The organism is Photorhabdus viridis (genome assembly GCF_040256935.1).
GTDB lineage: Bacteria > Pseudomonadota > Gammaproteobacteria > Enterobacterales > Enterobacteriaceae > Photorhabdus > Photorhabdus viridis.
In genome coordinates, this window is record NZ_JBEJZY010000001.1 from 1 (window position 1) to 13,118 (window position 13,118).

17 protein-coding genes are annotated in these 13,118 nt (G+C 40.4%); 12 read left to right on the forward strand and 5 right to left on the reverse strand.

The genetic code is table 11. The annotated features are described in order from the left end of the window. The coding region (locus ABR397_RS00005; RefSeq protein ID WP_350303907.1) for an RNA-guided endonuclease InsQ/TnpB family protein at positions 1 to 432 on the forward strand (432 nt) is incomplete at its 5' end. A gap of 456 nt (positions 433 to 888) precedes the next feature. On the opposite strand, the gene ABR397_RS00010 is transcribed toward ABR397_RS00005, so the two are convergent. From ABR397_RS00010 to ABR397_RS00020, 3 genes are all read right to left on the reverse strand, one after another. Next, positions 889 to 1,176 carry a type II toxin-antitoxin system RelE family toxin gene (locus tag ABR397_RS00010; protein WP_350303908.1) on the reverse strand — a complete coding sequence of 96 codons (288 nt, stop codon included), beginning with the start codon at positions 1,174 to 1,176 and terminating at the stop codon, positions 889 to 891. Further along, on the reverse strand, positions 1,173 to 1,424 hold the full coding sequence (locus ABR397_RS00015) for a type II toxin-antitoxin system Phd/YefM family antitoxin (RefSeq protein ID WP_111967997.1): 252 nt from the start codon (positions 1,422 to 1,424) through the stop codon (positions 1,173 to 1,175). The genes ABR397_RS00010 and ABR397_RS00015 overlap by 4 nt, the downstream gene beginning before the upstream one ends. Positions 1,425 to 1,972: 548 nt before the next feature. Further along, the gene (locus tag ABR397_RS00020) at positions 1,973 to 2,431 is read right to left on the reverse strand and encodes a hypothetical protein (RefSeq protein ID WP_350303909.1); all 459 of its coding nucleotides are present in this window, start codon (positions 2,429 to 2,431) and stop codon (positions 1,973 to 1,975) included. 317 nt (positions 2,432 to 2,748) lie between these two features. Here ABR397_RS00020 and ABR397_RS00025 point away from each other — a divergent pair, with 317 nt between their 5' ends. The 9 genes from ABR397_RS00025 (at position 2,749) to ABR397_RS00065 (ending at position 8,723) form a co-directional block, all read left to right on the forward strand. Continuing rightward, positions 2,749 to 3,366, forward strand: coding sequence for a LysE/ArgO family amino acid transporter (locus ABR397_RS00025; RefSeq protein WP_350303910.1), 618 nt, complete (start codon positions 2,749 to 2,751; stop codon positions 3,364 to 3,366). Between the two features lie 177 nt (positions 3,367 to 3,543). After that, on the forward strand, positions 3,544 to 3,930 hold the full coding sequence (locus ABR397_RS00030; protein ID WP_350303911.1) for a DUF2170 family protein: 387 nt from the start codon (positions 3,544 to 3,546) through the stop codon (positions 3,928 to 3,930). A gap of 18 nt (positions 3,931 to 3,948) precedes the next feature. Then, on the forward strand, positions 3,949 to 4,635 hold the full coding sequence (locus ABR397_RS00035) for a PspA/IM30 family protein (protein ID WP_350303912.1): 687 nt from the start codon (positions 3,949 to 3,951) through the stop codon (positions 4,633 to 4,635). A 72-nt stretch (positions 4,636 to 4,707) separates the two neighbouring features. Next, positions 4,708 to 5,370, forward strand: coding sequence for a YjfK family protein (locus tag ABR397_RS00040; protein WP_350303913.1), 663 nt, complete (start codon positions 4,708 to 4,710; stop codon positions 5,368 to 5,370). Continuing rightward, positions 5,371 to 5,808: a DUF350 domain-containing protein gene (locus ABR397_RS00045; RefSeq protein WP_350303914.1), complete on the forward strand. Its 438-nt coding sequence runs from the start codon at positions 5,371 to 5,373 to the stop codon at positions 5,806 to 5,808. A gap of 12 nt (positions 5,809 to 5,820) precedes the next feature. Next, positions 5,821 to 6,720 (forward strand): DUF1190 domain-containing protein, encoded by a 900-nt coding sequence (locus ABR397_RS00050; RefSeq protein WP_350303915.1) that lies wholly within the window; start codon positions 5,821 to 5,823, stop codon positions 6,718 to 6,720. Positions 6,721 to 6,772: 52 nt separating this feature from the next. Continuing rightward, entirely contained in the window at positions 6,773 to 7,939 is a 1,167-nt protein-coding gene (locus ABR397_RS00055; RefSeq protein WP_350303916.1) for a glutathionylspermidine synthase family protein, read from the forward strand. Positions 7,940 to 8,173: 234 nt separating this feature from the next. Then, the gene (locus tag ABR397_RS00060) at positions 8,174 to 8,434 is read left to right on the forward strand and encodes a type II toxin-antitoxin system ParD family antitoxin (protein ID WP_350303917.1); all 261 of its coding nucleotides are present in this window, start codon (positions 8,174 to 8,176) and stop codon (positions 8,432 to 8,434) included. Continuing rightward, positions 8,424 to 8,723, forward strand: coding sequence for a type II toxin-antitoxin system RelE/ParE family toxin (locus ABR397_RS00065; protein WP_350303918.1), 300 nt, complete (start codon positions 8,424 to 8,426; stop codon positions 8,721 to 8,723). Before ABR397_RS00060 ends, ABR397_RS00065 begins: the two co-directional genes overlap by 11 nt. 172 nt (positions 8,724 to 8,895) lie before the next feature. Here ABR397_RS00065 and ABR397_RS00070 read toward each other — a convergent pair whose 3' ends face one another. Further along, positions 8,896 to 9,483: a non-canonical purine NTP pyrophosphatase gene (locus ABR397_RS00070; RefSeq protein WP_350304059.1), complete on the reverse strand. Its 588-nt coding sequence runs from the start codon at positions 9,481 to 9,483 to the stop codon at positions 8,896 to 8,898. A 291-nt stretch (positions 9,484 to 9,774) separates the two neighbouring features. Then, positions 9,775 to 10,374: a lytic polysaccharide monooxygenase gene (locus ABR397_RS00075; RefSeq protein ID WP_350303919.1), complete on the reverse strand. Its 600-nt coding sequence runs from the start codon at positions 10,372 to 10,374 to the stop codon at positions 9,775 to 9,777. Between the two features lie 588 nt (positions 10,375 to 10,962). Here ABR397_RS00075 and ABR397_RS00080 point away from each other — a divergent pair. Both ABR397_RS00080 and ABR397_RS00085 read left to right on the forward strand, forming a co-directional pair. Continuing rightward, the gene (locus ABR397_RS00080) at positions 10,963 to 11,928 is read left to right on the forward strand and encodes a hypothetical protein (RefSeq protein ID WP_350303920.1); all 966 of its coding nucleotides are present in this window, start codon (positions 10,963 to 10,965) and stop codon (positions 11,926 to 11,928) included. A 306-nt stretch (positions 11,929 to 12,234) separates the two neighbouring features. Then, on the forward strand, positions 12,235 to 12,972 hold the full coding sequence (locus tag ABR397_RS00085) for a class I SAM-dependent DNA methyltransferase (RefSeq protein ID WP_350303921.1): 738 nt from the start codon (positions 12,235 to 12,237) through the stop codon (positions 12,970 to 12,972). The last annotated feature ends 146 nt before the right edge of the window (positions 12,973 to 13,118 follow it).

Here is a 13,118-nt window from a genome sequence, read left to right on the forward strand (position 1 = left end):
GCCCGCGCCGATTTCCAGCATAAATTATCTCGCGCAATTGTTGACGAAAACCAAGCGGTAATTGTCGAGACGCTGAAAGCGGCAAATATGATGAAAAATCACCATCTGGCTCGTGCGATAGGCGATGCTGGATGGTCTGGATTCGTCGCAAAACTGGAATACAAAGCAGCAGAGAAAGGAGTGCATCTGGTGAAGTTGGATCAATGGTTCGCCAGTTCGAAAACCTGTCACTGCTGTGGTCACAAAATGTCGGAGATGCCGTTAAATAAACGCATCTGGCAATGTCCTGAATGCGGAGTAGAGCATGACCGCGATATCAATGCGGCGATCAACATCGAACGCAAGGGAATACTGGAATTACAAGCGGCGGGACTCGTCGTTTCTGCCCATGGAGGCCAGTGTAAATCCGTCACACAGACGGTTGCGGCCTAGGAAGTGGGAAGCCTCGCCCGACAGGGCGGGGAGCAGTCACGTAAGAAGAAATTAAAGATGGTGGTGTCTGGATGATTAATGTATAGAAGAGTCCCATTTTTTGCATCGAGAGCCAGATAATTCAGGCCAGTCCAACTTTTTGCTATGTTGGATGGCAATGCCTCATTGAAATGAGTATCTCGAAAGTAAGAGGTGAAGGCGCTGATGTTGCGTTTTTGTCTGGAGATTATAGAAAATATTAGCGCGCCTATTAATGCTAAAGAAACCCAAATAATCACCCAGAGTGTAATATCTGATTTTTGAAAACCATAATACTTCACATACTTATATATGAAGCCAGCTAAAGCGATGTGTATTGGAAGGCAGAATACTAAATACATGGCCGAAAGTGTTCCCACTAACGCGACAGACCATTTTTTTGATATGTTTAACCGTCATATGCATCGTCCTGATATGTTATCTGAGTCGTTTACTGGCGAGGTTATAAACTTCACTATGTTCACGTTTTCCGACAGCAACAACAGCAATGATTAGCTCATCATTAAGGATTTGGTAAACAAGTCTGAAGCCAGATGACCTGAGTTTAATTTTGTAGCAGTCCGGCATTCCTCTCAGCTTGGCAGAGGGAATATGGGGATTCTCAGAGCATTTTTTAAGCTTCTTAGCGAACTGCTGTTGAATGGAACGATCAAGATTATTCCATTCCTTAAGCGCATCAGTTCTGAACTTAACTTTGTAGATCATAAGTAACGGTCCAGATTGACATCATGCAATGTCTGTTCTGAACGCTCTTTGACCAGATTTGCTAGTTCCTGGTCATCAATAAACTCTAACATTTGTTCGTATAACTCTGCAGGAACGCAGTAAAACGCAGGTTGATTACGATTCAAAATCGCAACCGGATACCCATCTCCTGAGTTGACTGTTGCCATCGGGTTTGTTTTCAACTCAGTGATGCTGGCCGTTGTTGTACTAAGAATGGTCGTTGGCATAAAACCCTCGCTACAAAAGAACCTTTTTATAGGTTTTATAATAGCACTAAGAAACTTATTAACAAGTCGTTTGTGTGGTTTTTGCCCGGCTTTTACCGGGCAACCGATGCAGATGATTTTACTCCTGTATACCACAAATGTCGTCATATTGTAGTTTCGCTCCCATTACCCCTATCTGGGTAAATCGGGGCATATGAAGGCAAAAGCGTTATCTCTCTGGGATAAGCTGATGTTAAGAAGGCGATTTTTGATAGAAAGTGTGCCGCAGGCATACAAACTAGCAGCATAGGGAATGCAGCCAGTATGTAGCATAAGCTCAGGAGGAGATGGTGGTCGGCCCACCGAAGTCTGCTGTCGGAAGCTGGCTTCAAACCACCTCAAGCGGCTGCCGTAAAGAGCGGTGGTTGTGAGCGTTGAGGTCAAAGCATGAACAAAAAAAAATTTGCTACTCCGCCAAAACTGCATGCTATTTGGCAAGAGCAGCAAGAAATTAAGAGATAAAGGGAAGGAGATTGTTACCAAGGTCTCGGTAACAATCTCATGCAATATTATAGTCCTAAAAATTCAATATGCTGAATTAACCCCTGACCAGATAGACGTTTACCTTCTTCTTCATGTAATGTTAACAATAGAGGCCCAGCCTTTAAATCAACCTCAGTTGTCCGATATACAACCGGCCCGTAGTTTGAACCTGATTTATAAGGTGTTAAAACTCTTTCGGTAAAGAATTTGATATTTTTATCGAAAATAGTGCTGTTTGATTTTTCTAGCTTCATTTGAACTGCCGAATCAAAATTGAATGAATCTGCCATATAAGCATAATACATTCTTAAACGATACCGTCCTGCCGATTTAACCTGTAAGGTAATTTGAGTCGGGCCACGTTCATACATTTTCGGTTCTGTTGCTGAGAGATAATTATAACCACCGTTTTTAGATGATCTACCACCATTCAAAAATACATCGCCGAGAAAGATATTAATTATAGAATATTCAATATCGTGCATAGTTAGAATGATTATAATCCCGACTGATAGTATTCCTGATATTTTAGTCAGAACAGAGCAAAATATAGGTAAAGAAATTTTAGTAAAGAAAAAATAAACCTCTTTCTAAAGTCTACATCTGAACATTCTCATATAATCATAAAATTAATTAATAATTGTGATGGTGTTAATAGAGCAATAACATTCCTTATCCTATGCTTAGAGGTATCATCGCGACTTGCCAGCAAGTTAATTTACTGTGTTAATGTTGCTTTGAGTATGCATCCTGATGTGGAAGAGGTGATTCTATCTGGTGGAAACAATACTTTGGAAAGATTATGTTAGCATTAGTTAATGGTTTTATTCTTTGCTTAGGGCTTGTTGTTTCGATTGGCCCTCAAAACATGGAAATCCTCCGGGTTGGCTTGTTGAACGACCGTGTTGGTTTGCTCGCTTCAGTTTTTGTGATTTGCGATGTAATCCTAATTATCACAGGTGCGTTGGGTGTTGGAAGTATCATTGCGTTAAACCGGGGAATTACGGTGGCTTTGACGTTACTCACAGTAATGTTCCTGCTATTCCTGACATTCCAGGCGGGGCGCCGGGCTATGAATGAGGGTGGGGCGATTGTTTCCCTTGGCGAGCAACAGAATACCCGTCCCTTCAATATGGTGAAACGCGGGCTTGGTCTTTCGTTTCTTAATCCTTTAGCTCTGCTGGAAACTGTTGTTATCCTGGGCTCAACAGCAGCGCCTTACCCTGCCAATCATCGGATTTTGTTCGTGGCTGGCGCGCTTGCGGCCTCGACCATATGGTTCTACGGCTTGGCCTATAGCTCACGCTGGTTCTCGACCTGCATATCGAAACCCTGGCAGCGTTGCATTATGGAATGTGTTGTTGCTGTCATTCTGTTCATTACGGCTTGTTGGCTGACATTGCGTACTTTCGGTGGTTGAGTTGATAAAAGTTCAGATTTCTCAAACCAAACTAAATTGAATTCCTTAAGTGATCTACTATTTATTTAAGTATAATAGTTGTTAAAATTAATGTGATTAAGTGCTAAATTTATAATCACTTGAACGTAACATATGGCGTGTTACTGAAAAATCACGCAAACTATTGGAGTAGATAGCTTGGAATTAAATCAAGTCATTACCGCTCTTAAAAAGTCTGATAATAACTGGACTGTAGAGCAAACAGGTGAGTGCCTTGTTATCACTAATGAAGATGGTGTTAAGGCACATCTGGCAATTTGTGGAAAACAAATCACAGTGGAAGCGTTAATATTTTCGGAAGAGCATGTTTCGGATACTGCCGCCTTAAATAAATTCATTTTAGAAACACATAAGATGATCCCTCTGACCTCTGTTGGAATTACCGAAGTAGATGGTCAATCTTATTATACCGCTTTTGGCGCTCTGTCTTCGGAATCAAAAGTGGAGAGTGTTGTCATCGAAGTCTCTATGTTGTTCACCAACATCAATGAACTTCTTGATGCATATTCTGAGTTTCTGAAATAACAGTATAGGTAAATATCAATGAGTAGTGTATGGAAGAAGCTTTTCAAAGCAATCAAAGGCACGGTAAATAACGCGGTAGAAGCGGTAGCTGACGAGAATGCATTAACCATTCTTGATCAGGAAATTCGTGAGGCTAAAGCAGAAATCCGCCGTGCGGATGACAGTTTGATCAATATTATCGCCAAGCGCAAAATGGCAGAGCAAAAGGTTTCAGCTATCAAAGCCAGTATCACCGAATACGAAGGGCATGCTCGCTCCGCCGCCAATAAAGGTGACAATGGGCTTGCGCTGGAATGTGCTCAGAAAGTTGCGAGCCTACGTGGCGAACTGGAAACAGGGCAATCACAGCTGGACGCTTTCAAGACGGCTGAAGCCACCCACCGCCGTACTGTGCAAGAAGCTAAAGAAAAAGTGTCTCAGCTTGAGAATCAAGTTGACCTTGTTAAGGCTACTGAACAAGTACAGAAAGCCCAGGCCGCAACCCATAACTCTGTAGTTGGCGCGTCGTCAAAAACATCTACTGCGCTTGATTCCCTTGAACGTATCAAAGCGCGTCAGGCTGAAAAATCGGCTAAGTTTGAGGCCCAACAAGAGCTTCACGATAGCGCTACTTCAAGCGATTTGGACAAAAGGCTTAAAGAGGCTGGCATTACCTCAAGCTCCGCGTCCGCAGAAGATGAACTTGCCCGCATTCTTGGCAAGTAATCCCCCTGGTTTGTTAGTCAAGATCCTGCTCCTTAGGCGGGATCTTCCTCTGTAAATTCAAAGGATGTTTCTATGTTTTCCAAAATCGCTAAAGCGTTTAAGAGAGCATTCAACAGCAAAGAAATTGTGTCTGTTGGTCCGAAGGCACCAGAAGTATTGGGTTTGCGTATTGGCGGCGCACTTGAGATAGACCCGCTGATACTAAAACTGATCGAGTCTGACCTTACCATCGAAAACGCTGCTTCAACTCAGCTTATATGCTCTGTCGGTGTTGTCGATCTTGGTGATAATGTACGTTTGGTTCGCTACTACACCGATGATGAAGGCTACCTCCAAGTGCTTCAAGAAAACGAAAGCGATGATGGGGTGAAAGAGGTGAGCCTTTGGTACTTCTACGAAACCAGGCCGATCGACGCCCAAACTCAATGGGATGCACTGATTAAAAGCGGTATTGTCACACCGAACGGACAATATGACCTCGACGGTACCAAGTTTTCCCGGTTGTGGGACAACACGAAACCTGTCGCTATTACTGAGAAAACCTACCATAAGAACGGCGCCATGACTGAAACTGACCAATTCATGATGGTTTACACTCGCCAGGTTTCAGATAACAGGACAGAGGAGCTGTTGATTGCGGGCGAAGAGAAGATTATAGGCAACAACTTAGACCGGCTGATGGTAAAAAGCACCGGTATTCAACTTAATCAAACAGATTTTAAAGTGGTAGCATAAATGATTACACTCGCAGATGAAGAACAAGCTTTAACTCAATTTATTGATAGTGTAACCAACTTTGGCTTGTGTTTTGGTTTGGCGCTTGTTTTCTTCATTGTATTCAAATTCATCTATGTCATGGTGACTCCACAGGATGAATGGAAGTTGATCAAAGAAGAAAAAAATACGGCCGCCGCAGTATCGCTAGGCGGCGCTCTGGTAGGTTATACCATCGCAATTGCGAGTGCAGCGAGCAACTCTATAGGCATTACTGATTTCGTGATGTGGGGTGTTGTTGCACTACTGGCGCAGATTGCCGGTTTCTTCATGGTTCGCATATTCATGATGCCGAAAATTGTATCCCGCATTGAGAACAATGAGATCCCAGCCGCTATAGTTCTGGCAGCAGTTTCAATCTCTGTTGGTCTTCTAAACGCAGCTTGCATGACTTACTAATCCAGAGGCTGTATGACGAACGAGAACAAAAGACGCAGAATGCGCAGCACAGGCATCAACATTGAAAGCAAACGTAAATATTGGCGTACCTTTTCACTGACTTCGCTAACGCTCAGTATTGGTTCGCTAGTTGGCTGCGGTCAATCGATGGATGAACTGTCAATCAAGCTTTATAAGGATTTAGCGGCTTGTCAGAACGATCCACAGAATACGATTGCTGCTGAATGTGAAACCACGTATAAGGCAGCATTGCGTGAAGCAGATCGGACATCGCAGAAATTCAGACAAGAAGCAATGTGCAAACTTGAATACGGTGAGTGTGAAGAAATGCCGGGCAAGCTTGGTTATCGACCAAAGATGGCTGCCTTCATGATGGCGGATGTCAAGCCTGAGTATTTCAATGAATACAACATTTCTGACAAATACCGTAATGTATTCTATCAACCCATTTTCACTTCAACATCAAGCTATAGCGACCTGTACGGCAATCTATTTTTCGCTGATGGTAAGGTGATTGGTTCTTACTCAGATATGGACAATATCCAGTTCGAGATGAACCAGCGTTATTTGCATCCATTGGCAACCGTCCGTCTGCCGCCTAAGCAAGAAATCTCTTCGGGGACAGCAAACGCCTCTGCGGGTATGAACTCGACACTGGGTACAATAGGGTCTGCTTATATAGCATCTGAACTGCTCAAGAACAGAGATAGTGTGTATAGGGAAAGAATGTATAGAGAACGCCTAAATCGTGAGAGGGAACAACAATCTAATACAGGCTATTACGGCGGCTCTTCAACTCGCTCTAAGGACAGTTTCACCCGGCTCCCTGATTACAATAAACCCATCGTAACCACCAAGTCTAAAGGTGGTTTTGGCTCAACATCCTCAGCCAGATCAAGCTGGGGTGGTTAATCAGCTTTGGTAGTTAATTCAGGATGACAAGAAGCATCGGGAGGTCAAAGTCATGCTACAGGTCCCAACGACACCACGCCATGATTGGAAAACGCGCGCCAAAGAATTTGGTTTTGGTTTCCATACAATTGATGATGAACCATACTGGACGGAAGACCGTTACTATCAGTTCACTCTCAGGCAGATTGAGGAGCATATTGAAGCTCCGACAGAGGAAATCCATCAACTGGGCCTTCAGGCGGTAGAGCGAGTGGTTAGTAGCGACAAATTGATGGCTAAATTCCAAATTCCAGAAACAATGTGGTCGTTGGTTCGTGAATCTTGGGAGCGCCAGGATCCGAGCCTGTATAGCCGACTCGATTTTGCCTATGACGGCAAAAATCCGGCGAAATTATTAGAATTCAACTCAGATACACCGACCTCGATCTATGAACTTGGCTTCTTTAGCTGGTTGTGGCTGGAAGACAAAGTTGACCGTGGAGAAGTGCCACGTTCTGCGGACCAGTTCAACTTATTACAAGAATTACTTGTGGATCGCTTCTATGAGCTTAAACCGTTCCTGCCATTCAACACACTTCACTTTGCATGTTGTAAAGATACAGAAGAGGACCGAGGTACGGTCGAATACATGGCTGATTGCGCCAAAGATGCCGGTATTCACACAGAATTTGTCTATGTTGAAGATATTGGCCTGAGTGAATGCGGCAAGTTTACGGACAACAATAGTAAAATCATCGACTCTATATTCAAGCTGTACCCGTGGGAGTTTATGTTTCGCGAAGAGTATGCTCAACACTTAACAACCGCTGGCGTTAACTGGTATGAGCCAATGTGGAAGTGCATTACCTCGAACAAATCAATCTTACCGTTGCTTTGGGAAATGTTCCCAGGGCACCCAAACCTGCTTGAATCTTACTTTGCTGATGACCCGAAAGCTAAACGCTTGACGCATTATGTAATAAAGCCAATATTTAGCCGCGAAGGTTCGAACATCAGTATTCACAAGAATGGCAAGGTGATTGAGAAAGTCGGTGGGCCTTATGGGGAAGAAGGTTACATCGTGCAACAATATAGCCCGTTACCAAAATTCGGTGATAATCACGTTCTTATCGGCAGCTGGCTTATTAATGACAGATCGGCTGGTTTATCGGTGAGGGAAGATGTTGGCCGAATAACAAAGGACACATCGTTATGTGTGCCTCATATTATTTTAGGCTGATTACAGTAAGCCAAAGCGCTTTTGCTCGACGCATTGGGGTGAGCTCCCGCACTATTCGTCGATGGGTTGACGGGAGCAAACAGGTAAATTATGCGGCATGGTGCATATTATGTATCGATGGGGGTTATTCACATATTTGGCGGTAGTCAAGCGAAAAATAAAGGACACTCCCAGAGTGTAAGAATATGTCTTATACTATAGAATATTAATTAATGATCTGAAATGAGGTGTATTATGGTATCACGTACAATGACAGTGGATACTGGCGAAGAATTACGGGGTTTTGTAGAAAGCCTGGTCGAATCAGGTTATTACAAAACTAATAGTGAAGTTGTTCGGGAGGGATTACGGTTGTTACAGGAAAAGCAAGCTGAGTCCAAACTGGAAGCGCTTCGTCAGCTAATTGATGAAGGTGATAACAGTGGCAAAGCCGTAGCGTGGGATATAAATACCTTCTTTACCCGTATGAAAAATAAAGCACATAATGTCCAGTAAAACCTTTTTTCTAAAGCCTAAAGCTGAACAGGACTTAGAGGCTATTTTTGAATACAGTTACCAAAAATTTGGCCTGGAAAAAGCGTATCAATATATCAAGGATATCGACAGAGCTTTTCATACACTTGCCGAAGAGCCCAGGCTGGCCCGGAGTTACAGCCATGTTCGACCTGGGCTAAAGGCATTCCCGGTTGCTTCACACATTATCTTTTTTCGTTTAATGGCAAATGGGATCACTATTGTAAGAGTTCTGCATCAATCTATGGATTATCAACGGCACATAGAGTGAGTACTCCCTGCTACGGGTACCGTAAGGATTCCTGCGTAAATGAGTCACATCCCCAATTTCGCTACATTTTTATGCTCTCCCAGTTTGTATCTAAGATCATTATTGTGAGCGATAGTCGTTCATGTATTGATAAAATTAAAAAACATCTAATGTAACGTGAATAAAACTAGTTTTATAACTCTCTCTCAATAAGATGCTCTCTGAGTAGTTGAAAGGCATCAGTATTATTATTCTGTTGGTTGAAAAGGTACTTATGTCCTTCAGTTAACTGACTGTAGAACTGCCCACTATCTGTTACTTTTAATATCTGCCAAAGATCAGACCAGCCTGTTTCATTACTGAGCTCTAAAGGAGAAAGAGAAATAGATAACCCTCTTGTAGTGCCTGAAAAAAAGACGACCTTATTATTTTCCGTTCTGAGTGCCAAGTGATTGATGAAATAACACTCACGGTTATCTTTTCCTGCTAATAGATTAATAATTCCCTGAATACCTAACGAAGATAAAATGTATTTAGTATACAGCGAGGGGAAACCATTAAGAACATCTATATGGAAGGTGCTGTCCTCAATAAAAACATAGGAAGAAGGGACGTATGGAACCTGATTTAACTTAAATAGTAGGTTTTCTTGAGGATCATCAGTTTGTAACTCTTTAAAGTCGAAGCTTTTATGAACCAAGTTTATGTCAACATAACTGGAAAAAATAGATTCGGCATAAGTGTATTTCTTTGAGTTAGACGTGTAAAAACAAAGGTTCATAATCAAGTCACAATTTCATCTATTTTATATTTGGCATGAAAACCATTTAATCCAACAGAGAGCTACAATAAGCGCTTACTCACAGGCAGTTAAGTTTTGAGCAAATCTCAGTTCATTCCCTTTTACCATATTACCGTACACTTAAAAGATCAAGCCAGTACGTGAATTGTTGTCAACTCGAATGTATAAAAAATAAGCTTGACGTAGGATGTTTTCCGTTTTCCAAGCGAACCCAACTAAAAGGAACAGCACCATGCTGTTCCCAAATTATGATATAATATGTACTAAATATCAGGCAGGATTAATTGTTGTATCAATGACTTGGTAAAATGCGTTAAGGGTATCTGCAACAGTCCAGACACCCAGTATAACGTGATAACCTTGATATCCTTCTGGTAAGGTACATTTATTAATAACTTGATTCCCTGGCATTTTCTCCTGGTAATCCTCAAAACAGAAAGGTGTGCTATTAAATTGCTCTCTGGTTAAAGGCTTATTAGGATCCCAGTTCGGTTTGGTAATAAAATATTCCCAGCTTGCAGTTTTGTGTTGAATGACAATTTCCCATTTAAACTCAATATTACCGGTAGTAATAGGGATTTTTTTCCAGCGATCTTCTGTTTGGGCATCCAACTCACCAAAGTGACCAATACCAGCACTGGCAATGTGACCATCTTCGGGACCTGCTTGTGGGAAGCCTTTTTTAGCTTCAAGAGATTGGGGTTCATATTTAACCAGCCCACAATCCGTATTTTGTTTATCTCCTTGAGCAGAACAAAGGAATGCACGACTACCTGGACTATCAATATAACCATGAGCCCAGGCACCATTAAATAAAGCTGCAATTATCGTAGTGGCTAAAGTCATATTTCTCACTTTATGTTTATACATAATAGTGTCCTCCATCAGACAGGATGATTTATCTATGACAAATAAAGCCCCGGGACTTAATCATTCATTTTAGGTGAATATAATATGATTATCCATTTCATAAATTGATTAACAATCTAATTACATTAAGCTATTGAAAGTTTTTCTAAAATGTGCCTGTTATTATTTTTTATAATATAAAAGGATATGATTTTCTTAATTTATTTGACATGGTTCATGCTATAACAACCTATGCGTTTTGATAGCATTTATTAACTTAAAAACACTTACTTATAGTTATGGTGATGTGTTTTTGGCAGTATATTCTTATGCAGATAACCTGAATGATAAAAACTATCGATATGGAATAATTATATAGATTGATGAAAATATTAAATCATATCGTAAAAATATATAAAAAAGACATTAATTTAGTAAAGTTAAATTTTCTACTATACTAATTCTCTCTTTTTAATTTAGATTCATCAGGAGCAATTGAATTATCAATTTCTACTCAGAAAGCTAATTCATCTGCTTTCTATTGTGGAAAAACAGTCCCTGAAACTCCAAGGGATATTATTTCAATTTTGATATATAGCAGAGGTTATAGTGAGTATTTTATATAATGCTGTCGTGGGTCCTGGTGCTATACCGTATTATGGCTCCATTATTATCAATAACTTACATTATGATACCGGATACCAGATTCATATTGATAACTATCTGAGTTTTAACTTTATTTCTCCGGCTCCAATATTACCAACCAATATAAATCTGTCATTTTCCGAATGGAAAAATTGGAGTGTTGATGTTCAAAATATCTCTATTGATGCCAATACATTTTCTGTAACGATAACAATAACTTTCCCAAATCCATATATATTTATTGATTCAGACTCAATAAATATTAGTGTCAATGGTGATTTGACAACAGATCCCAATAAATATCTTGATTCCTTTGTTTTTGCCGCAGACAGCGCACCAGATCTCAATGGCACGGTTAATATTACCTGTGCAGCATCACCTGATCCTGCATTGGATAATCTTCAACCTACTGTGTTATTTACTATCGCAGGCGGGTACTCCGTATCAGCTAATGTGGTAATGGGCACAATTCAGCTGGAAAGCATCCTGGCTGGTGACTATTCGTTGAGTGCTTCAAACCTGGAAAATGCAGATTTAACTGTGGTGGCTCCAGTGTTAGTTACTCCGGCTACGATAAAGGTTATTACAGGCGAAACGACAGGGGCGTCGATCGACTTTGGTCAAGTTGAATACTACTGCTCCATTGATTTTACCGTTGATGATATTCCAGGGCTTGAACATGAGATATTGAACGTTACAGTATTAGATGCGATACATGGTGACATAATTGATAATTTCTTTACTAAAGTGAATGAAACCACCCAGTTACGCAAATTAAGCAGTAGTGGAGTAGTTAATATTGTTATTGACACTGTAAACCTCAATAACCAGATATACACCTTTGATGTTCTTCCGGTGGAATTACAAAATGAACTAATTGATGTCAGATACACTGCCAATTTAGTCACAATAGAGTTTGGATGGCAATAAGTAAGAAATGGGAACAGTACCATTCTGTTCCCATATTAGACATTGAGTAGAATATTCAACAATTGATGACTCGATATAATTATTATGAGAATAATAGTTTTCACAAAACATATTATAGGTATTAAATATTCATTTTCTTCTTTATATTTACCCGAAAATTAAATAATATAAAAAATCATATCCAATTCATCACTAATGTATTAATATATGATAAGATGAAAACTTTAAGTAATTATTAAATTAATACTCAATAATATATCTCTTCGATAAATAAAGCACTTTGGCCTTTAGCTAAGGATAAAAAACATGAAAGATGACACTTTATATGACCCTATTGCACATCTTTACGAGAGCTTTTCAGATGCTTCTGACCATATCAAAGTAGAAATCAGAACTATTTTAAATCTGGCAGGAGATATACACGGGAAATCGGTGTTAGATTTAGCCTGTGGATATGGTCTCTTTAGTCGAGAATACAAAAATGGCGGTGCGTCAAAAGTCATTGGAGTCGATATATCAGATAACATGATAGCAATTGCGAAAAGCAAATCACAACAATACGGTGACGATATCGAATTTCATATAAGAGATGTCTGCAAGATGGAGTCATTTGGCAAATTTGACATAGTCAATGCAGCCTGGTTATTCTGCCATGCAGAATCTATTGAAGATCTTGAAACTATGTTCCGTGTCATTGCCGCTCATCTCAAACCTTCCGGTAAACTAATTGCGTATACCTTTGAACCTGATTATCGATTAGACAAAGGGAATTATGAAAATTATTGTATAAAAATTCTGAGTGAAGAGCCGGTGAAAGACACCACTCTCGTGAAAGCTGAATTTCTTACCACACCACCCAGCCCTTTCACTATGTATCGTTGGAATCGTGAACAATATCAAGCAGCGATCCAAAAGGCGGGGTTCAAACAATTTAGATGGCAAAAACCCATGCTGTTAAAAAGCGATATTGATAATCATCCCCTAGGTTTTTGGGATGATTATCAACGAAATTGCCTTGATACGGCTCTTGTTTGTCAGTTTTAACAAGATAATTCCTGAGATCCGATATTGCTTTCAGATGTTGGGTAAAATAGGGCGCCACTAATAATAAAATGGAATAAACATTCAATCATCAATATTTATATTGATGATTGATTTTTTATATAGTTCTGCTATTGTTTAATTAGGGG